This is a genomic window from Mesorhizobium sp. CA4 (assembly GCF_020165075.1).
GTDB lineage: Bacteria > Pseudomonadota > Alphaproteobacteria > Rhizobiales > Rhizobiaceae > Mesorhizobium.
Map to the genome: position 1 here is coordinate 95,860 of NZ_JAIUHK010000017.1, position 19,020 is coordinate 114,879.

Sequence of the window (19,020 nt, forward strand, 5' to 3'; positions counted from 1 at the left end):
CCGGCGGACTGTTCGATAGCCCGCAATGCCTCCGCGTCGGCGGCCATCGCCGGTCGAATGATGATCATTTGGCTCCGCCTCCCGGTTGTCTTCCTCAGTTTCGCCAGAATGACGCTCTTATTTCAGCCTGCGGCGGCAGACCATCGCGGCGGCGTTCATTGTTGCGCGGCCCAGTCGTCGCTATATCAAAGCTTGTTGCCTTTCTGCGCCATCGAAGCGCAAGATATGTTTGGCGCGACCCGGTGGTGGCAGGGGCAGCGCATGTTGGACCGGGAACTGGAACAGAGTGCTTTTTCGACGCCGAGAGCCTGATGGCCTCCTGGAGCGGGTGCGTACTTATCTATGGCCGCGCCGCTCGTTCTCGCGCTCCGTGCAGTATTTCTCCAAACGCATCCTGCGGCTGAAGGCGACGCCCCATTCAGTCGCCGCCGGCGTCGCCGCGGGTGTTTTTGCCTCCTTCTTCCCGCTTGGCGTCCATTTCGTGGTTGCCGCGGTGCTTTGCTGGGTGATCGCCGGCAATCTGGTCGCGGCGGCGCTCAGCGCAGTTTTTTTCGGCAATCCACTGACCTCCCCGCTGCTGTGGGGCGCCTCCTGGGAAACCGGCAAACTTATCCTGCGTCAGCATCTGCCGAGGCACGGGCCGCCTGAGCATCTGGGCGAAATGATGCACAAGCTCTCCTTCGACAAGCTCTGGGCGCCTGTTCTGGAGCCGATGCTGATCGGCGCGGTGCTGCTTGGCCTGATATTCGGCCTCCTCTTCTATGGCATCACGCGCTGGGGCATGACCGTGTTTCGCGAGCAGCGCAGGAAGCGCATGGCCGAACGCGCCGAGAAGAAAGCGCGGCAGGGCGGACGGGAAGTTCCGGCAGAATGATCATCGGCATCGGCAGCGACCTGATCGACATCAGGCGCATCGAGAAATCGCTGGAGCGGCACGGCCAGCGCTTTATCCAGCGCATCTACACCGAGGTCGAGCAGGCCAAGTCGGAAAAGCGCGCGGCACGCGCGGCTTCCTATGCCAAGCGCTTCGCCGCCAAGGAGGCCTGCGCCAAGGCGTTGGGCACCGGCATGGCCGAGGGCGTGTTCTGGCGCGACATGGGCGTTGTCAACCTGCCGAGCGGCGCGCCGACTATGGCGCTGACCGGCGGCGCCGCGGCCAGGCTGGAGAAAATCCTGCCGAAAGGCCACCGCGCCCTCATCCATCTCACCATCACCGACGATTTCCCGCTTGCTCAAGCCTTTGTGATCATCGAGGCAGTGCCCGCCGAACAAGCGCCACATTGATTCCATCTGACCACGAGCGGCATGACGTTGCCCAGCGCGCGCCGAGACTCTATACCAACATCGCACAATCGAGGACGACATGAGCGTGGCTGAAAAATCGCAGAAGAAATCCGGCGGGCTTGGTGAAACCTTCTCCGTCATCATCCAGGCTCTGCTGCTCGCGCTCGTCATCCGCACGCTGCTCTTCCAGCCCTTCTCCATTCCGTCCGGCTCGATGCGGCCGACGCTGCTCGAAGGCGACTATCTCTTCGTCACCAAATGGGCCTATGGCTATTCGCGTTACTCGCTGCCGTTCGGTCCCGATCTCTTCTCGGGCCGCATCTGGGGCTCGGAGCCCAAGCGCGGCGACGTGGTGGTGTTCAAGTTCCCGCCGGATCCGTCGGTCGACTACATCAAGCGTGTCGTCGGCCTGCCCGGCGACAAAATCCAGGTGAAGGACGGCCAGCTTTTCATCAATGACGTCGGCGTGCCGCGCGTGAAGACCGGCCAGATCGACAATCCCGACGTCACCGAGGAAAACCGGCCGATCGATGTCTATCGTGAAACGCTGCCGAACGGCGTCAGCTACGACACGCTCGACATCAACTCCGATTCGATCGGCGACAACACGCGCGAATTCGTCGTGCCGGCCGGGCATTATTTCATGATGGGCGACAATCGCGACAATTCCTCCGACAGCCGCTTCGCCGTCGGCTTTGTGCCGGCCGAGAACCTTGTCGGTCGCGCCAACCTCATCTTCTTCTCGATCGCCGGAAAGGCGAGCCCGCTCGAGATATGGAAGTGGCCGTCGCTGATGCGCGCCGGGCGACTGTTCCATTTTGTCCACTAGAGCGATGGCGGCCGGCAAGCGTTTGACCGCCGATGCCCTGGCCGAAGCGCTTGTCGAGCGTACCGGCCATGCCTTCGCCGACCGCCAACGTCTGCAGCGGGCGCTGACCCATGCTAGCGCCCGTTCGACCCATGCCGGCGTCGACTACGAGCGCTTCGAGTTCCTGGGCGACCGGGTTCTCGGCCTCGTCGTCGCCGACATGCTGCTCGCGACCTTTCCCGATGCCGCCGAGGGCGAACTGTCGCTGCGGCTCAACGCGCTGGTCAATGCCGAGGCGCTGTCCGAAATCGCCGAGGAGATCGGCCTGCCGGAACTGATCCGCGCCGGCTCCGACGTGCGCAATCTCGACGGGCGCAAGCGCACCAATCTGCGCGCCGATGCGCTGGAATCGCTGATTGCCGTGCTTTACCTCGATGGTGGCCTTGAGGCTGCCCGCGCGTTCATTCACCGCTACTGGCAGCCGCGCTCGCAGGCGATCGGCGCCGCACGGCGCGACGCCAAGACGGAATTGCAGGAATGGGCGCACCAAGCAGCGGCCGGCGCCGTGCCGTCCTACCGCGTCGACAGTCGCGAGGGTCCGGATCACGACCCGCTGTTCACCGTCAGCGTCGAGGTCGGCTCCTTTGCGCCGGCGATCGGCAGCGGCCGATCCAAGCGCGAGGCCGAGCAGGCCGCCGCGGCTACTCTTTTGCTGCGTGAAGGCGTATGGAGCGCGGCATGAGCGATACGGAAACCCCTGAAGCCCCCGCGACGCGCTCCGGTTTCGTTGCGCTGATCGGCGCACCCAATGCCGGCAAGTCGACGCTGGTCAACCAGCTGGTCGGCGCCAAGGTGTCGATCGTCACCCATAAGGTGCAGACCACCCGCGCCATCGTGCGCGGCATCTCCACGCATGACAACGCGCAGATCGTCTTCGTCGACACGCCGGGCATCTTCAAGCCGAAGCGGCGGCTGGACACCGCGATGGTGACGACCGCCTGGGGCGGCGCCAAGGATGCCGATGTCGTGGTGCTTCTGATCGACGCCGAGCGCGGCATCAAGGGCGATGCCGATGCCATCCTCGACCGACTCAAGGATGTCCGGCAGCCGATGCTGCTCGTCCTCAACAAGGTCGATCGCGTCAAGCCGGAGACGCTTCTCACCTTGGCCGCCACCGCGAATGAACGCGTACCGTTCAAGCGCACTTTCATGGTCTCCGCGCTCACCGGCTCCGGCTGCAAGGACCTGCTCGACTATCTCGCCGAGACGTTGCCCGCAGGCCCCTGGTACTATCCGGAGGACCAGATCTCCGACCTGCCGATGCGCCAGCTTGCGGCCGAGATCACGCGCGAAAAACTTTATCTGAGGCTGCATCAGGAACTTCCCTATTCCTCGCACATCGAAACCGAGAAATGGGAAGAGAAGAAGGACGGCTCTGTGCGCATAGAGCAGGTCATCTATGTCGAGCGCGACAGCCAGAAGAAGATCGTGCTCGGCCATAAGGGCGAGACGATCCGCGCCATCGGGCAGGCCGCGCGGATGGAGATTGCTGCCATTCTGGAGCAGAAGGTGCACCTCTTCCTGTTCGTGAAGGTGCGCGAGAACTGGGGCGACGATCCAGAGCGCTACCGCGAGATGGGGCTGGAGTTTCCCCATTGATGCCTGTCGCGTAGAAGGACCGGGAACGGGCCAGCGACATGCCCAATCCAAAGATAACCATCGATGCCGTGCGCCGGCTGGTCGATGCTCAGTTCCCTGAATGGCGGCATCTGCCGGTCAGCCCGGTCGCTTTCGGCGGCTGGGACAACCGCACCTTCCATCTTGGCGACAAAATGACGGTCAGGCTGCCGAGCGCTGCCGCCTATTCGCTGCAGGTCGAGAAGGAGCATCGCTGGCTGCCGAAATTGGCACCCCTCTTGCCTCTGCCCATTCCAACGCCGCTGGCCATGGGCGAGCCGGCCGAGGGCTATCCCTGGCATTGGTCGGTTTATCGCTGGATTGACGGCGAGACGGCCAGGAGTGCGTCGACGATCTCAACGCCTTCGCAGTCTCGCTCGCCGATTTCCTCGTCGCGCTGCGAGGCATCGATGTGACGGATGGGCCTGCACCCGGCCAGCATAATTTCCACCGTGGCGGGCCGCTGACGGTCTATGACAACGAGGCAAGGCAGGCCATCGCCGCGCTTGATGGCCGGATCGACACCCAAGCCGCGACCACCGTCTGGGAAGCAGCGCTTGCCAACACCTGGTTTGGCTCCCCGGTCTGGTTCCATGGCGATGTCGCCTCGGGCAATCTGCTGGTCGAGGACGGCAGCTTGAGCGCCGTCATCGATTTCGGCACCTCCGGCATCGGCGATCCATCCTGCGATCTTGCTATAACCTGGACGTTCTTCGAAGGCGAAAGCCGCGAGGCTTTTCGCACCCACATTGCCGTCGATCACGCCACTTGGGCGCGCGGCCGCGGCTGGGCGCTGTGGAAGGCGCTGATCACCGTCGCCGGCCACGACGCCAACCAGGCCGAGGCCGAAAGGCAGCGCCGCGTGATCGACGAGGTGCTTGCGGATCACCGAAGTTGGGTGCGACACGGCACCCGGCGAATGTCAGCAAAGATCGAGCCCGATGTGCCAGAACCTTGATTTCACCACCCAACGGGTGAAAAGCTCTAGTCATGGAATGGCGCGACGAGGGAATCGTTCTCGGCACTCGCAAGCATGGCGAAACCAGCGCCATCCTCGAGGTGATGACCCGCGCGCATGGCCGGCATCTCGGCCTTGTACGGGGAGGGCGCTCGCGCAAGCAGCAGCCGGTGCTGCAGCCCGGCAACCGCGTCGACCTTTTGTGGCGGGCGCGGCTCGACGAGCATCTGGGCATCTTCCAGGCAGAGGCGATCGAGATGAACGCGGCGCGGCTGATGGACAGCGCGGTTGCCGTCTACGGCCTGCAGACCATGGCCGCGCATCTCAGGCTCCTGCCGGAGCGCGATGCCCATGGCGGGCTTTACGAGGCCCTTGCCGTGATGATCTCGCATCTCGGCGATGCCGATGCGGCTGGCGAGCTAGTGGCGCGCTTCGAGCTGCTCATCCTCGATGAACTGGGCTTCGGCCTCGACCTCAGCCAATGCGCGGCGACCGGCTCAAGGCAGGATCTGGCCTATGTCTCGCCGAAATCCGGACGCGCCGTCTCGCGCAGCGCCGGCGCGCCTTGGCATGACAAGATGCTGGCGCTGCCCGCCTTCCTGCAGCGCGGCTCCGGCCTGCGCGCCGATGCGGCAGCACTGGAAGACGCCTTCCGGCTGAGCGGCTTCTTCTTCACCCGCCATGTCTACGAGCCGCGCGGCCTCGAGCCGCCCGACGCCCGCGCCGGCTTCCTCGCCGCGCTGCGCCGGCACCATGCGGCGGAGAAGGCGATCGCCGGCGAGGCCGGATAGCGGAGGCAACCGCTCAATCCGCGCCCCGCCGCTCCAGGAAATCATCGAGCATGGGGCGCTGGCCCTTGAGGATCTTGATGCCGGCTTCGGGCAGCGAAAACCAGCCGGCCTTGTCGACTTCGGAAAACGCTTTCATGATCCCCGATTTCGGCGGCCATTCCATGGTGAACATGTTGCTCCTGACGACATTGGCATCGATGTCCGCCTCGACGCTCCACGCGATGACGATCTTGCCACCCGGCTGTTTATAGCTGCCGAGCGGCTGGAAATCGCCGTCGATGGCGACCCCAAGCTCCTCTTCGGCTTCCCGCTTGGCGGCCTCGAGCTCGTCCTCGTCGTCGCCGATCAGCCCCTTCGGGATTGACCACGCGCCTTCATCCTTTCTGGCCCAGAACGGTCCGCCCGGATGAATGAGCAGAAATTCGAACCCACCTGAGGCGCGCCTATGGATCAGCAGGCCGGCGCTTCGTTGCGGCATCGGTCACCTCACGGCATTTCTTCGATCGCCCGAGAATAGCACGAGTATTTCACGGCCGCGTTCACAGACCCCCGCCAGCGGCCTCGGCGGCTTGATACCGACAAACCGGCAAGTTGCTGGCAATCGGCGACGAAACATGCTCGACCTTGTTCGCTGGCAAGACGCTGATTTGCACCAGCCGTCTCACTGCCGCATTTATCGGCCACGACTGGCCTGGTTTTGAGGGAAACCGCCATGTTTTTCAGCCTGATCGCCATTGCCGCCGTCATAGCTCTTTTCGTCATCGTGTCACGACAGCAGAACCGCATCGCGCTGGTCGAGCGCGAACTCGGTATACTGCGCGGCCAAGTGCAGTCTGGAGCTTCGCTCAAGGCGGTGGACGCCGCGCAGGGAGGTCTTCCCGAGGAGGCCAAGGCAGCGCCTGCCGCGCCGTTGGCTGATGGCCCGACTGTGGCCGAGGAGGTCGTCACGACGCCAGAGACCGCCGAAGGCGAGGCCGTGGCCGGACCCTGGACGAAGAGCAGGACGGTTCCCGTGCAACCCGCCGGGACGGCCGAACCAGCGCAACCCGCCACCGCGGCCGAAACGCCCGCGTCAGGATCGCCCGCGCCCGCGAAGGCGGCGCGCCAGACCGATGTCGAGACGGCGCTGGGCACGCGCTGGGCGGTCTGGGTCGGCGGCATCGCGCTGGCGCTGGGCGGGCTGTTCCTGATCCGCTACACCATCGAGGCCGGCATTTTCGGCCCTGGCGTGCGCCTGACGATGGCCGGCATCCTCGGCCTGGCGCTGATTGCCGGCGCCGAATTCATCCGCCGTACCGGCTTCAAGGTGCCGGTGCGGGGCGCAACGGGAGCCTATATTCCATCGATCCTGACGGCGGCTGGCGCCTTCATCCTGTTCGGCACGGTCTACGCGGCGCACGGCATCTATGGCTTCATCGGTCCGGCGAGCGCCTTCGCGCTGCTTGGCGTCATCGGCGTCGCGACCATTGGCGCTTCGCTCCTGCATGGCCTGGCGCTGGCCGGCATCGGCCTCGTCGGCGCCATGGTCACGCCGGCGCTGGTCGCCTCGGAAGCACCCAATCCCTGGGCGCTGTTCGTCTATTTGGCGATCGTGCTTGCCGCGGCCGCCGCAATCGCCCGCATCCGCGACTGGAAGGCGCTAGCGGCCGCCGCTTTCGCCGGCGCCGGCATCTGGACCATTCTTTGCATGGTCGACGCGCCGGATGTGAACCTCGCCGCCGTCCTGTTCATCAGCCTGGCAACGCTCGCCGTGCTTGCCTTCGTCTGGCTCGGCCCTTTCTTGGTTACTGGCCGCGACACCGCCGAACGTGGCTTCGACTGGCCCTCGATCGTGCCAGGCTTCTTCATCGCTCTGAGCGCGCTGGCCCTGTCCGTCGATCCGGCTTTTGCCAGCGCCGGCGATGCATTGCACGGCGCGGTCCTTTTGGTCACGCTGGTCGCGGCGGCGCTCTATCGGCCGCGCGCGCTGCCGCTGGTCTTTGCCGCCGGTATTGCGACCGTGCTGATCTATCTCGGCATCATCCCGCCCGCCACGATCGGCGCGAATGCGCTCGATGTCGGGCTGGACGCCCAGCCTTTGGCGTCGTCCGATGTCCTGACTTTCCGCATCGGCATCGCGCTTGGCCTGGTCTTCCTCGCCGCCGGCTTCTGGGCCGCGCGCCGCTTTGCCGCCACCGCCCCGGCGCGCGGGGCCTGCTGGGCGGCCTGGGGTGTCATCGTTCCCTTGGTGGTGCTCACCGCGCTGTGGCTGACCTTCGGCGATATCGACCGCGACTTCGGCTACGCGCTGCCGGCACTGTTACTGGCGCTCGCCTTTGCCGCCGGCGGCGAATGGATCGCGCGCGCCGAAGCGCCGCCGCTCAGCGGCGGCCCGGCCGTTTCGTTCGCGCTCGGCGGCGCCGGCATGGCCGGCCTGTTGATGCTGCACATGGCCTTCGGCTCGGGCTGGACGACTGTGCTGCTTGGAGCCGCCGCGATCGTCCCGGCGCTGGCCACGCGCTGGCGCTCTTACCCCGTGCTGGGCTGGATCGCGGTTGGCGCGGCGGTCGCCGTGCTCGGCCGCATCGCCTTTGATCCGACCATCGTCGGCGCGGCGTCTCTCGCCAGGACGCCGGTCTTCAACCGGCTGCTGCCGGGCTATGGCGTGCCGGCGCTCGCCTTCGGCTTCGCCGCCTGGCAGCTCGCACACACCACCAACGGCCGGCCGCGCCTTGCTATGGAGGCGGCCTCCGCGCTGTTTGCGCTGCTCACCATTGCCATGCTGGTGCGCCACGCCATGCATGGTGGTGTCATCGACACCGGCACCGTGACGCTCGCCGAACAGGCGATCTACACGCTGGTCGCGCTCGGCGCCGGCGCCATACTGGTCGCCATCGACATGCGCTCGCCGAGCTCGGTTCTGCGCTATGGCTCGATGGGTGCCGGCGTGGTCTCGGCAGGCTTGATCGCGGTCCAGCATTTCGTCGTGCTGAACCCGCTGCTGACGGACGAGTCAACCGGCACGATCCCGGTCTTCAACATGTTGTTCCTCGCCTACCTGCTGCCGGCCATCGCCGCCGGCGCGCTGGCGCTCTATGTCCGCGATAAGCGCCCGCGATGGTACGCGGCGATGCTGGCGCTGATCGCCGCGCTGCTTGCCTTCGCCTATGCCACGCTCTCGGTGCGCCGTCTGTTCAAGGGCGAGTTCATCGCCTTGTGGAGCGGGCTCGGCCAGCTCGAGACCTACACCTATTCCGCGCTCTGGCTGGTCATCGGCGTGGCGCTGCTCACCGCAGGCGTCTGGCTGAAATCGCAAGTGCTGCGCATCGCCTCCGCGGTGCTGATCGCGGTCGCGGTGCTGAAAGTCTTCCTCTTCGACATGTCGGAGCTGGAAGGCGTGCTGCGTGCGCTGTCCTTCATCGGCCTCGGTGCCGTGCTGATCGGCATAGGGCTGTTCTATCAGCGGCTGTTGACCAGGGCGGCGAGGCAAGCGTAGTGCTTTGACTTGTTTGGATATTCAAAACGGAATATATGAATATCCAATAGGAGATATTCATGCCGCTCTACATTCGCGATGACGAGGTCGACGCGCTCGCCGCAAAACTGCAGCGCGAGACCAATGCGTCCAGCAAGACCGAGGCTGTGCGGACCGCGCTTTTGCACGAACTGGAACGCCATCGCACCAAGGTGCCGCTGCGCGATCGAATTGTTAAGCTTCAGGCGGAGGCAAAGAAGATCGGTCTGCCCAATCCCAATTTCGACATGAAGAAATTCACCGATGAGATGTGGGAAGATTGATGTTTGTCGACGCTTCGGTGATCGTCGCCATTCTCAACCAGGAACCGGGCTGGGAAGAATTGTCCAAACAGCTCTCAGGAGCTGTCGACTTCTATGTCTCCGCGATGGTCCGTTTTGAGGCGACACAGGCTCTGGCGCGGGCCGGCGCGGGCTCTCGAAGGCCCACTGCCGAAGCCCTCCTAAAGGCTCGCGGTCTGGTGGATCAGCTGATTTTGGAAATTGGTGGGGAAAATGTGCCGATCGGCGAGGAGATCGGTTCGCACGCCATCGAGGCCAGCGCTCGCTATGGCAAGGCCGTCGGTCATCAAGCCGATCTGAATTTGGGCGATTGCTTTGCCTATGCCTGCGCCAAGGTGCTCGATATTCCGCTGCTCTACAAAGGCAATGATTTCCTGCTGACGGATTTGAAATAATTGGCTTTCTCTCCAATTGGCGGGAATGAATCCGCATCTGCCAACGTTATTCTCCTGCTTGGGTAACGCAGCGGTTGGGCCGCTTCGCGCTGACTGCTTGCACCGCGCCGCAAAGGCGCGTTCTATCGAGATGGAAAGCGACCTCGAAAACTAGCGGCCATGGACGACAAGAAGGCAGCGATCCTGAGCGAAATACCGCGGCTGCGGCGCTATGCGCGCTCGCTGCTGCGCGAGCGCGATTCCGCCGACGACCTGGTCCAGGATTGCCTGGAGCGGGCGCTTGTGCGGCTCGACAACTGGCAGACTGGAGAGAGCCCCCGGAGGTGGCTGTTTACGATCATGCATCACTTGTTCATCGACCAGATGCGCAAGGTCAACCGGCGCGGCGAGACGGCGATGCTGCCTCTCGAAACCGGTGAGGCCCAAGCCGCGCCCGCCGATCAGGTCGAGACCATCGCCTCGCGCGAGATCATGGATGCCTTGCAGGCGATCAGCCCCGATCGCCGCGCGGCATTGGTGATGGTCGCCATCGAGGGCTTTTCCTATGCCGAGGCCGCCAACATCCTTGGCGTGCCGGCCGGCACGCTGATGTCGCGCATCGCGCGCGGCCGCGAGGAATTGCGAGGATTGCTCGACGACACATCGCGCCGCCGCTCGATAAGGATCGTCGAGAAATGACCCGTAGCGATTTTTCCGAACGCGATATCCATATGGCCCTCGACGGCGAACTGCCGGGCGAAGAGCGCATGGCTTACGACGCCTGGCTTGAGGCCAATCCCGAGATGAAGGCGAAGTCCGCGCGTTACATTGCCGACCGCGCCACCATGCGCGCCGCATTGGCAGGCGTGATGGACGAGCCGGTGCCGGCGAGGCTGCGGCAGGTCGTGCTTGGCGAGGCGCCTGCAAAAGCATCGGTCTGGCGCTCACGCTGGTGGCTGTCGGCTGCCGCTGCCGTGATGCTCGCGGTCGGCGGGCTCGGCGGCTATGTCGCCGGCAGCGATAGCGTCGCCCGTGGCGGCGACGGCGACGACCAGCTCGCCGAGCAGGCGATCGCCGCCCACGTCACCTATGCCGCCGAGAAGCGCCACGCCGTCGAAGTCCCGGCGAGCGACAGGGATCATCTCCAGACCTGGCTGTCGAACCGTGTCGGGCTGAAGCTGGTCGCGCCCGATCTTGCGGCGGAAGGCTTCGATCTCGTCGGTGGCCGGCTGCTGCCTGCCGGTGGCCAGGGCAAGGCGGCGATGCTGCTTTATGAGGACGCCAAGGGCGAGCGCATCTCGCTCTACGTCACCGCCGAATCGTCGGAGACATCCAAGGGCACCTACACGGCTGAGACCGGCGGGCCGGAGGCTGTCTACTGGCTGGACAAGGGCTATGCCTGCGCTGTCGTCGGCTCCTTGCCGCCGGAGCGCCTGTCGGACGTCGCGAAGAGCGCCTACGGCCAGCTGCTGGCCGGCATATCGAGCTGAATCGGCTGCGTTTTTCGTCGGCCGGCAGTTCCTTTGAACGGCAATTCTGTTCAAACGCTTGGCCCTTTGCCGCCGCCGCGGAAACTGTCACAATTCAGCCCTAATCAAGGAGCGATAGCGCTTGATGAATACTGGCGCTTCGGCCAGTATTCGCGACGCATCCACCGGGGCCGTTTCTTAAACAATCGAGGTTCTCCTTAGCCCGCATGCCTGCCGAGATCCGCAAGGCCCGCGCGTCAGACGTCGATGACCTCGCCGCCATCGAGAAGGCTGTTTTTCCGGGCGACAGGCTCTCGCGCCGCTCCTTCCGCCAGTTCATTGAACGCGACACCGCCGAGATGCTGGTGGCCGAGAACGAGGGCCGCGTCGCCGGCTATGCGGTGGTGCTGTTTCGCAAGGGCAGCGGCGTCGCGCGACTCTATTCCATCGCCGTCAGCCCCTTCTTCGGCCGCCTCGGCATCGGCCGGCTTCTGCTGGCGGCCGCCGAGGAAGCGGCCTTCGGGCATGACCGGCTGCTGCTGCGCCTCGAAGTGCGCGAGGACAATCAGCGCGCCATCCGTATCTACGAGGAGGCCGGCTATCGGAAATTGGGCCGCGAACCCGACTATTACGAGGATGGCGCGACCGCGCTGCGCTATGAAAAGACGCTGCGCGGCGACACGCCGACCGCGACCGAGGTGCCGTTCTACCAGCAGACCTGCGAGTTCACCTGCGGCCCTTGCTGCCTGATGATGGCGATGGCCAATTTCGACCATGGCTTCGTGCCAGATCCGGTCACGGAGATCCGCCTGTGGCGCGAGGCCACCACCGTCTTCATGATGTCGGGTCCCGGCGGCTGCGAGCCCTTCGGTTTAGCCGTCGCCGGCTACGAGAGCGGGCTCGGCGCCGAGGTATTCGTATCCTTCTACGGCGCCCTGTTCCTGCAGTCGGTGAGGAGCGAGGAAAAGCGCCGGGTGATGGAGCTCGCCCAGGTCGATTTCCGCCGCCGTGCCGAGCTTTACGGTATTCCTGTCAATTACCGTCCGTTCGGCATCGGCGACATCCGTGACGCCCTGGCCGGGGGCAAGCTGGTGGTGGTGCTGGTCAGCGGCTTCCTGATGTTCGGCAAGAAGGTGCCGCATTGGGTGCTGGCCATCGGCGACGATGGCGACCATATCCTAATCCACGACCCGTGGGTCGAGGATGAGAGGCAGGAAACGATCCTCGACGCCGCGAACATTCCGGTGCCTTACGACATCTTCATGAACATGGCGCAGTTCGGTCGCGACGGCCTGCGCGCCGCCATCACTCTGGGAAAACGCTGAGACAATGACCTGGGTTATCCTCACAGGCAGGCAGAACGACATCGATCAGGTGGCCACACCCCACAAGATCATCACCAACCGCGACTATCTTGCGCATCCGGCGCTGTTCCGCGGCCAGCGGCCGAAGGTGATCAACCTGTCGAACAATTACGGCTATCAGAGCCGCGGCTACTATGCCTCGCTGCTGGCCGGCTCGCGCGGCCACAGGGTGATACCGACCGTAGAGACCATGATCGATCTTTCGGAGCGCAAGCTCTACGAGCACGCGCTGCCGGAGCTCGAGCTTGCCTTGAACAAATGCCGCAAGGATCTCGGCGGGGCGTTTCCGGCGAAGGTGGCGATCTTCTTCGGCATCGGTCCGTCGAAGATATGGGACCGTTTCGCCAAGCTGTTGTTCGACTGGTTTCGCGCGCCGGCGCTCGAGGTCCACATCAAGGACAGCGCCGAATGGGCCTCGATCCGCAAGATCGGCTTTCTGCCGCTTGCCCGCATGACCGAGGACGAGGAAGAGTTCTTCCTGCAGTGCCTGGACACCTACACCAACCGCGAATGGCGCGACACCAAGGGCCGCACGCCGGCGCGCTATACGTTCGCGACGCTGGTCGACCCGCATGAGGAACTGCCGCCATCGGAAATCTCCTCGCTGCGCTACTGGGCGCGGATCGCCGAGAAGATGGGCGTCGAGGTCGAGCCGATCACCAGGAAGGACCTCGCCAAGCTCGCCAACTACGACGCGCTGTTCATACGCGAGACCACGTCGATCTCCAATCACACCTACCGTTTCGCGCGCCGCGCCCAGCAGGAAGGCATGCCGGTGATCGACGATCCGCTGTCGATGATCCGCTGCACCAACAAGGTCTATCTCAACGAGCTGATGACCTACAACAAAGTGCCGGTGCCGCCGACGGTGATGATCGCCGGCACCTCCGACTTCGAAGTGGCGGCGCAGACACTGGGCTTTCCGCTGGTGCTGAAGATCCCGGATTCGTCTTTCTCGCGCGGCGTCAAGAAATGCGAGAACATGGCTGAGCTCACCAAGCTCGCGACCGAATGGCTGGACGATTCCGATCTCTTGATCGCGCAGAAATTCATCCCCACCGAATATGACTGGCGCGTCGGCGTGCTCGGCGGCCAACCGCTGTTTGCCGTGCACTATCTGATGGCGAAAAAGCACTGGCAGATCGTCAACCACAAGGCCAGCGGCAAGCCGGACCAGGGCGGCATCAAGACGTTCACGCTTAAGCAGACGCCGCCGCATGTCGTCGAAACGGCGGTGCGGGCGGCAAAATGCATTGGCGACGGGCTCTATGGCGTCGACCTCAAGGAGACCAAGGACGGAGTCTTCGTCATCGAGGTCAACGACAATCCCAATCTCGACCATGGCTGGGAGGATTCGGGCGAGAAGGACGAGCTCTGGGTGCGGCTGACGCAGTGGTTCCTGGAGCGCCTGGAGAGGCCGGAGAAGTAGCGGCGGGAGAAAGAGGAACTGAGGAACTGAGGAATTGAAGAACTGAAGAACTGAAGAACTGAAGAATTGAAGAATTGAGTGTCTAGCGGAGTCATCCGTCCTCGCTTCCTCAGTTCTCCAGTTCTCCAATTCCCGATCATTCGAACTGAGGGAACGAGAATGCTGTTTTTCGTGATCGAGGACTTTCACGGCGCCGACCGCAAGGAGATCTATCGCCGCTTCCGCGACAAGGGCCGCCTGAAGCCGGATGAACTTGTCGTGCATCACAGCTGGATCGCCGGCGACATGAGCCGCTGCTTCATGCTCGTGGAAACCGACGACGCGACAATACTGCAGCGCTGGGTAATCGAGTGGGCGGATTTGGTCGAGTTCGAGATAGTTCCCGTGGCAACGAGCAAGGACATGGTCGCGGCTCTGGCAGCTCATCTTTGAAAGTAGATTCCGGTCTCCTCGTCAAACGACCGCCATCGCGTCGACCTCGATCAGGTAGCCTGGGGACATCATCGCCACGCCGACAATCACATTCGCTGGCTTGTGATCTCCAAACAGCGAAATCTGCGCGTCTTCGATGATCGGAACGTGCTCATCGCGGTAGTAGTCGACAACGTAGACAGTGATTTTGCAGACTTGGTCGGGTCGCGCGCCTGCCGCGCTGAGCGCTCGGCCCAGATTGCCGAACGCCAGGCGCGCTTGCGCCGCAAAATCGCCATGCCCGACAAGCTTGCCGTGTATGTCCTCCGGCTGCTGACCCGAGATGAACACCAGCTTGGATCCCGTCGCGATGACAACCTGCGTGTACATCTCCGGAACCGGCAGGTCAGCTGGATTGATGAGTTCGAGCGACATTGAAAAATCTCCTACTTCGTTCGACTGAAAAGCGGGGCGGGCGGCGACGGAAATGAGTGCTCCGTCACCGTAATTTCCTAAACGAGTTCTCGGATGACTGGGTGCCGAGCGCTGGCGAGTTGACGGCGCGAACGCATTCCCCGATCAGCCATTTCCGGAACGCGGCCACGACATCGCGCCTTGCGCTGCGTTCGGGGATCGTCAGGCAATAGGGCTGGCGCAGTTCCAAGGGTTGCGCGGCGGCCCGCACCAGTCTGCCATCCTCCAGCGCCTGGGCGCAATAGATGCCTTGCGCCAGCGCGACGCCCAGCCCTGAGATGGCGAGGTCGAGCGCTGCTCGCGACGAGTTCGCGGAGAGACCGCGTTGTGCCGCACGGCCCGGCTCGCTTCCCGCGGCCTCGAACCAGTTGCGCCAGGACGGAAAGGACGCGCCGGTCGGTCCCCAGTCGGTGTGGATGAGCGGCAGGCCGGCAAGCCCGTCGGATCCGGTCGCCCCGGCCAGCGTCGGCGCGCAGACGGGATATACGGCGTCCTTGACGATCTCTTCCGTCGGATGCTCGCGGTAGTGCGGGCCGTAGGAGAGGCGGATGTCGATCAATTCATGATCGAACGGCACCGGATCGTCGTCGCCTCTGAGCGATATGTCGGCGGCGCCATGCCCGGCGACAAAGCCGGCGAGCCGCTCCGAAAGCCAGCCCATCGCCATGGAAGGCGGCACCGAAACGACAAGCCTCGGCCTGAACGCATCGCCGCCGACATCGCGCGCGACGCTGCCGATTTCCCGGAAGGCCATGCTGAGCCTCGGCAGCATCTCCACCCCGGCCTCGGTCAGCACGGCGCGCCGGTTGACCCGGTGGAACAGCTTGCGCCCCATCTGCTCCTCGACGGTGCGGATAAGCTGGCTGACGGCCGCGGCCGAAATAGACAGTTCCTCCGCCGCGGCGGCAAAGCTCCCCCTCCGCGCCGCCGCTTCGAAGGCCTGAAGTCCGCGCAAGGAGGGAAGAGCGACCATGGCAATCCAAAAGATAAGGTGATCTTATCTATTTCGCAGAAATCCTCGTTTTTCGAAAGGTTTCTTTCTGGGTATCGTGATCTGATGAACGCAATCGACCACGACGCAGCCATCGACCATCGCTCCGTGATAGCCTCGCTGACGAATGAGGAGCGCAGCCGGCTGACCGGCAAATCGGATGGGCCGGGCCTTGTCCAGTTCGCGCTCCATCTCGGCGCGGTCGTCGTCCTTGGCGCGCTGATCGCGGCCAAGGTGCCGTTCTGGCCGGTCCTGATGCTGCCGCAGGGCATCCTGATCGTCTTCCTGTTCACGCTGCTGCATGAAACGGTGCACCGGACGGCGTTCGAAACGCAGTGGTTGAACGATGCCGTTGCGCGCTTCTGCAGCCTGGCGATCGCGTTGCCGGCCGACTGGTTCCGCTATTTCCATTTCGCCCATCACCGCTTCACCCAGGATCCCGAAAACGATCCGGAGTTGGCTTTCCCGAAGCCCGAAACGGTGCGGCAATACATCGTCCACGTCTCCGGCCTGCCGGTGTGGTGGGGGCATTTCAGGACGCTCTACACCAATGCAATGGGGCGCTGCCGCGACAGCTACGTGCCGCCCAAAGGACTGCCGAAAGTAAAGGCCGAGGCGCGGGCGATGATCGCATTCTATGTCGTCCTGCTGGCGCTGGCGGTCTGGTTCAAGGCGTCGGTGCTGCTCTATGTCTGGATCGTGCCGGCGCTGCTCGGCCAGCCGCACCTGAGGCTTTATCTGCTGGCCGAGCACGGCCGCTGTCCCTTCGTCGCCAACATGCTGGAAAACACCAGGACCACACTGACAAACTGGTTCGTGCGCAAGCTCGCCTGGAACATGCCCTATCATGCCGAGCACCATGCCTATCCCGGCGTGCCGTTCCACCAGTTGCCGCAATTCCATCGGCTGATCGAGCGGCATCTCAAAGTGGTCGAGCCCGGCTATGTCAGCTTTCACGAGAAATATATCGGGGCGCTACGCTGATGGACGGTGTCACTCAGCCTGACTGGCGCAGCAGCGCCTGCGAACGCAGCAGCCGGCTGATGTCGGCCGCCTTGGTCGGCACGCCGATCAGATAGCCCTGCGCCTCGCCGCAGCCGGCCTTGCGCAGCGTATCGAGCTGCGCTTCGGTTTCCACGCCCTCGGCGGTAACGATGATGCCGAGCTCGGCGCCGAGCCCGATCACCGTGCGCACGATCGCCGCCGTGTCGCGCTTGTCGAGGTCGCGGATAAAGGAGCGGTCGATTTTGATCTTGTCGACGGGGAATCGCCGGAGGTAGCCGAGCGAGGAATAGCCGGTGCCGAAATCGTCGAGCGCGATGCGCACGCCGAGGCCGCGCAATTGGCTCATTGTCTTCAGCACTGCGTCGCTTTCATCCATCATCACCGTTTCGGTGATCTCGAGCTCCAGGCGGTCGGCCGACAGGCCGGAAAAGGCGAGCGCCGAGATCACGCTGCGGGCGAAGCCGCCGCTCTTGATCTGCGCGGGCGAGACATTGACGGCCATCCGCATGTTCCGCGGCCAATTGGCCGCGACGCTGCACGCTTTGCGCAGCGCCCAGTCGCCGAGCTGCACGATCAATCCGGTCTCCTCGGCGGCGGCGATGAAGTTTTCCGGCGATACCAGGCCGCGCGACGGCGAGCGCCAGCGCATCAGGGCTTCCGCGCCGACGATTCTGCCGGAGCCGATGTCAAGGATCGGCTGGAAGTCCAGCTCGAATTCCCGCTTGGAGAGCGCTGCTTCGAGATCGGCCTCGAGCGCCCGGCGCTCCCGCATCCGCGCATCCATGCCCGCCTCGAAGAAGCGATAGACGTTGCGCCCTTCGCTTTTGCCTCGGTAGAGCGCCATGTCGGCGTTGGTGAGCAGCGTGTCGGCATCATCTCCGTCGCCGGGATAGAGCGCGATGCCGAGGCTCACGCCCACATGCATTTCGCGTCCCTTGCCGCGATAGGGCTTGCCGACCATCTCGACGATGCGCTTGGCGAGCTTTTCGGCGTCCGCAGCGTTCTTGATGCCCGACTGGATGATGGCGAACTCGTCGCCGCCGAAGCGTGCCACCACGTCCTTGCTGCTGCGCACGGCGTGCTGCAGCCGCTTGGCGACGCATTTCAGCAGCCAGTCTCCGGCCGGGTGGCCGAATGTGTCGTTGACGGCCTTGAAGCGGTCGAGGTCGAGCGAGAGAATCGCCAGCGGCTTGGCCTTGGCCTCGCCGAGCGCCTGATCCAGCTTTTCGCGAAACATCGAGCGATTGGGCAGATTGGTCAGCGTGTCGTGATGCGCAAGATGCGTCATGCGCTCTTCGACACGCCGGCGCTCGGTGACATCCTCGAACGTCGCCACCCAGCCGCCGCCTCGCATCGTCTGGCGCACGACCAGGACCGTCCTGCCGTCGGTAAGCTGGCGATACGTCGAATGCATTTTTGTCGCCTTCAGGCTGGCCTCCGCCTTGGCGACCTCGCTGTCGACGTCAAGCTCGGTGTAGATGCCAAGTTCCAGTAGTCGCTCGAGCGCATCGCCATGGCTGGTCCCGAGCGGGAAATCCGCTGCGGTGATGTTAAAGAGCTCCAGAAAACGTTTGTTGCGCACGATCATCCTGCCGTTGGCGTCGTACATCAGCAGGCCTTGCGACATGTTGGCGAGCGCGGCGTCGAAACGGCGGTGCTGCTCCTTCAGCTCCTGCTCGGCCCGTCGCTGCTCCGTTACATCCTCGTAGATCGACACCCAGCCGCCAACGGCGATCGGCCGGTGCGAAATGACGATGATGCGTCCGTCCGACAGAATTTCCTCATAGGTAGAAGGCTTGGCGCCGTCGATGTAAGGCTTGCGGATGGCATAAAGCTCGCCGGCGCTCTGCGCGGCGATGCCGATGTCGACACTGTGCTGCAGGATGTCGAAGAAACGTATGCCGGGCTTCACCACTTTGGCGTCCAGGCTGAAGATGTCGATGTAGTTGCGGTTGCAGATGATCACCCGCTCATCGGCGTCGAACATGCACAACCCATGCGACATGTTCTCGACGGCCGCCGCGAAGCGCTCATTCTGGGCGCGAAGTTCTTCAGCTATTCGTCGGGCCGGGCCAATGCTGGCCGCTCTTCGCTTGCCGGCGATCGAACCAGTCTTGATATGTGCGCCAGGCATGAGCACGCCTTCGGACCGTGACCGAACGCAATACTGTCCTGCTCGCCGGTTAATTT

General features: G+C 64.0%; 19 protein-coding genes and 1 pseudogene. 16 read left to right on the top strand and 4 right to left on the bottom strand.

Annotated elements, in window-relative coordinates; all coding sequences use genetic code 11:
• Positions 1–286: 286 nt before the first annotated feature.
• The 7 genes and pseudogenes from LB528_RS15910 to recO all read left to right on the top strand — a co-directional run bounded on the left by LB528_RS15910 (position 287) and on the right by recO (position 5,518).
• A complete protein-coding gene (locus LB528_RS15910; protein ID WP_224715469.1) occupies positions 287–874 on the top strand; it encodes a DUF2062 domain-containing protein in 588 nt (195 codons plus the stop codon).
• Positions 871–1,284: a holo-ACP synthase gene (gene acpS, locus LB528_RS15915; RefSeq protein WP_192244492.1), complete on the top strand. Its 414-nt coding sequence runs from the start codon at positions 871–873 to the stop codon at positions 1,282–1,284. The genes LB528_RS15910 and acpS overlap by 4 nt, the downstream gene beginning before the upstream one ends.
• Positions 1,285–1,363: 79 nt before the next feature.
• Positions 1,364–2,113: a signal peptidase I gene (gene lepB / locus LB528_RS15920; protein ID WP_140683026.1), complete on the top strand. Its 750-nt coding sequence runs from the start codon at positions 1,364–1,366 to the stop codon at positions 2,111–2,113.
• The gene (rnc, locus tag LB528_RS15925) at positions 2,100–2,834 is read left to right on the top strand and encodes a ribonuclease III (protein ID WP_411962190.1); all 735 of its coding nucleotides are present in this window, start codon (positions 2,100–2,102) and stop codon (positions 2,832–2,834) included. The genes lepB and rnc overlap by 14 nt, the downstream gene beginning before the upstream one ends.
• Positions 2,819–3,751 (top strand): GTPase Era, encoded by a 933-nt coding sequence (era, locus tag LB528_RS15930; RefSeq protein ID WP_224715470.1) that lies wholly within the window; start codon positions 2,819–2,821, stop codon positions 3,749–3,751. The genes rnc and era overlap by 16 nt, the downstream gene beginning before the upstream one ends.
• A 38-nt stretch (positions 3,752–3,789) precedes the next feature.
• Positions 3,790–4,727: pseudogene (locus LB528_RS15935) on the top strand (aminoglycoside phosphotransferase family protein).
• Between the two features lie 32 nt (positions 4,728–4,759).
• On the top strand, positions 4,760–5,518 hold the full coding sequence (recO, locus tag LB528_RS15940; RefSeq protein ID WP_224512465.1) for a DNA repair protein RecO: 759 nt from the start codon (positions 4,760–4,762) through the stop codon (positions 5,516–5,518).
• Positions 5,519–5,531: 13 nt separating this feature from the next.
• Here the strand turns inward: recO and LB528_RS15945 are convergent, their stop codons facing one another.
• Positions 5,532–5,996 (bottom strand): NUDIX domain-containing protein, encoded by a 465-nt coding sequence (locus LB528_RS15945; protein WP_224715471.1) that lies wholly within the window; start codon positions 5,994–5,996, stop codon positions 5,532–5,534.
• A gap of 234 nt (positions 5,997–6,230) precedes the next feature.
• On the opposite strand from LB528_RS15945, the gene LB528_RS15950 reads away from it, so the two are divergent.
• The 8 genes from LB528_RS15950 to LB528_RS15985 all read left to right on the top strand — a co-directional run bounded on the left by LB528_RS15950 (position 6,231) and on the right by LB528_RS15985 (position 14,381).
• A complete protein-coding gene (locus tag LB528_RS15950) occupies positions 6,231–8,993 on the top strand; it encodes a DUF2339 domain-containing protein (protein WP_224715472.1) in 2,763 nt (920 codons plus the stop codon).
• A 59-nt stretch (positions 8,994–9,052) separates the two neighbouring features.
• Positions 9,053–9,295, top strand: a complete 243-nt coding sequence (locus LB528_RS15955; protein ID WP_224715473.1) for a type II toxin-antitoxin system VapB family antitoxin — start codon at positions 9,053–9,055, stop codon at positions 9,293–9,295.
• On the top strand, positions 9,295–9,708 hold the full coding sequence (locus LB528_RS15960; RefSeq protein WP_224715474.1) for a type II toxin-antitoxin system VapC family toxin: 414 nt from the start codon (positions 9,295–9,297) through the stop codon (positions 9,706–9,708). Before LB528_RS15955 ends, LB528_RS15960 begins: the two co-directional genes overlap by 1 nt.
• 159 nt (positions 9,709–9,867) lie before the next feature.
• Positions 9,868–10,386 carry an RNA polymerase sigma factor gene (locus tag LB528_RS15965; RefSeq protein WP_224715475.1) on the top strand — a complete coding sequence of 173 codons (519 nt, stop codon included), beginning with the start codon at positions 9,868–9,870 and terminating at the stop codon, positions 10,384–10,386.
• The gene (locus LB528_RS15970) at positions 10,383–11,177 is read left to right on the top strand and encodes an anti-sigma factor family protein (protein WP_224715476.1); all 795 of its coding nucleotides are present in this window, start codon (positions 10,383–10,385) and stop codon (positions 11,175–11,177) included. The genes LB528_RS15965 and LB528_RS15970 overlap by 4 nt, the downstream gene beginning before the upstream one ends.
• Before the next feature lie 206 nt (positions 11,178–11,383).
• The gene (locus tag LB528_RS15975; protein ID WP_224715477.1) at positions 11,384–12,481 is read left to right on the top strand and encodes a peptidase C39 family protein; all 1,098 of its coding nucleotides are present in this window, start codon (positions 11,384–11,386) and stop codon (positions 12,479–12,481) included.
• 4 nt (positions 12,482–12,485) lie between these two features.
• On the top strand, positions 12,486–13,949 hold the full coding sequence (locus tag LB528_RS15980) for a RimK family protein (RefSeq protein WP_224715478.1): 1,464 nt from the start codon (positions 12,486–12,488) through the stop codon (positions 13,947–13,949).
• A 159-nt stretch (positions 13,950–14,108) separates the two neighbouring features.
• Entirely contained in the window at positions 14,109–14,381 is a 273-nt protein-coding gene (locus LB528_RS15985; RefSeq protein WP_224715479.1) for a DUF3303 domain-containing protein, read from the top strand.
• 21 nt (positions 14,382–14,402) lie between these two features.
• Here LB528_RS15985 and LB528_RS15990 read toward each other — a convergent pair whose 3' ends face one another.
• Together LB528_RS15990 and LB528_RS15995 are read right to left on the bottom strand one after the other, a co-directional pair.
• The gene (locus LB528_RS15990) at positions 14,403–14,795 is read right to left on the bottom strand and encodes a RidA family protein (protein WP_224715480.1); all 393 of its coding nucleotides are present in this window, start codon (positions 14,793–14,795) and stop codon (positions 14,403–14,405) included.
• Positions 14,796–14,859: 64 nt separating this feature from the next.
• The gene (locus LB528_RS15995) at positions 14,860–15,807 is read right to left on the bottom strand and encodes a LysR substrate-binding domain-containing protein (protein WP_224715481.1); all 948 of its coding nucleotides are present in this window, start codon (positions 15,805–15,807) and stop codon (positions 14,860–14,862) included.
• 111 nt (positions 15,808–15,918) lie between these two features.
• Here LB528_RS15995 and LB528_RS16000 point away from each other — a divergent pair, with 111 nt between their 5' ends.
• On the top strand, positions 15,919–16,809 hold the full coding sequence (locus LB528_RS16000) for a fatty acid desaturase family protein (RefSeq protein ID WP_318012307.1): 891 nt from the start codon (positions 15,919–15,921) through the stop codon (positions 16,807–16,809).
• A 13-nt stretch (positions 16,810–16,822) separates the two neighbouring features.
• Here the strand turns inward: LB528_RS16000 and LB528_RS16005 are convergent, their stop codons facing one another.
• Positions 16,823–18,964 carry a putative bifunctional diguanylate cyclase/phosphodiesterase gene (locus tag LB528_RS16005; protein ID WP_224715483.1) on the bottom strand — a complete coding sequence of 714 codons (2,142 nt, stop codon included), beginning with the start codon at positions 18,962–18,964 and terminating at the stop codon, positions 16,823–16,825.
• Between the last annotated feature and the right edge of the window lie 56 nt (positions 18,965–19,020).

Bases quoted from the DNA above. Each gene is read 5' to 3' on its own strand.
- acpS (WP_192244492.1), top strand. From the start codon at position 871: ATGATCATCGGCATCGGCAGCGACCTGATCGACATCAGGCGCATCGAG.
- lepB (WP_140683026.1), top strand. From the start codon at position 1,364: ATGAGCGTGGCTGAAAAATCGCAGAAGAAATCCGGCGGGCTTGGTGAA.
- era (WP_224715470.1), top strand. From the start codon at position 2,819: ATGGAGCGCGGCATGAGCGATACGGAAACCCCTGAAGCCCCCGCGACG.
- recO (WP_224512465.1), top strand. From the start codon at position 4,760: ATGGAATGGCGCGACGAGGGAATCGTTCTCGGCACTCGCAAGCATGGC.
- LB528_RS15945 (WP_224715471.1), bottom strand. From the start codon at position 5,996: ATGCCGCAACGAAGCGCCGGCCTGCTGATCCATAGGCGCGCCTCAGGT.
- LB528_RS15950 (WP_224715472.1), top strand. From the start codon at position 6,231: ATGTTTTTCAGCCTGATCGCCATTGCCGCCGTCATAGCTCTTTTCGTC.
- LB528_RS15955 (WP_224715473.1), top strand. From the start codon at position 9,053: ATGCCGCTCTACATTCGCGATGACGAGGTCGACGCGCTCGCCGCAAAA.
- LB528_RS15960 (WP_224715474.1), top strand. From the start codon at position 9,295: ATGTTTGTCGACGCTTCGGTGATCGTCGCCATTCTCAACCAGGAACCG.
- LB528_RS15965 (WP_224715475.1), top strand. From the start codon at position 9,868: ATGGACGACAAGAAGGCAGCGATCCTGAGCGAAATACCGCGGCTGCGG.
- LB528_RS15970 (WP_224715476.1), top strand. From the start codon at position 10,383: ATGACCCGTAGCGATTTTTCCGAACGCGATATCCATATGGCCCTCGAC.
- LB528_RS15975 (WP_224715477.1), top strand. From the start codon at position 11,384: ATGCCTGCCGAGATCCGCAAGGCCCGCGCGTCAGACGTCGATGACCTC.
- LB528_RS15980 (WP_224715478.1), top strand. From the start codon at position 12,486: ATGACCTGGGTTATCCTCACAGGCAGGCAGAACGACATCGATCAGGTG.
- LB528_RS15985 (WP_224715479.1), top strand. From the start codon at position 14,109: ATGCTGTTTTTCGTGATCGAGGACTTTCACGGCGCCGACCGCAAGGAG.
- LB528_RS15990 (WP_224715480.1), bottom strand. From the start codon at position 14,795: ATGTCGCTCGAACTCATCAATCCAGCTGACCTGCCGGTTCCGGAGATG.
- LB528_RS15995 (WP_224715481.1), bottom strand. From the start codon at position 15,807: ATGGTCGCTCTTCCCTCCTTGCGCGGACTTCAGGCCTTCGAAGCGGCG.
- LB528_RS16005 (WP_224715483.1), bottom strand. From the start codon at position 18,964: ATGCCTGGCGCACATATCAAGACTGGTTCGATCGCCGGCAAGCGAAGA.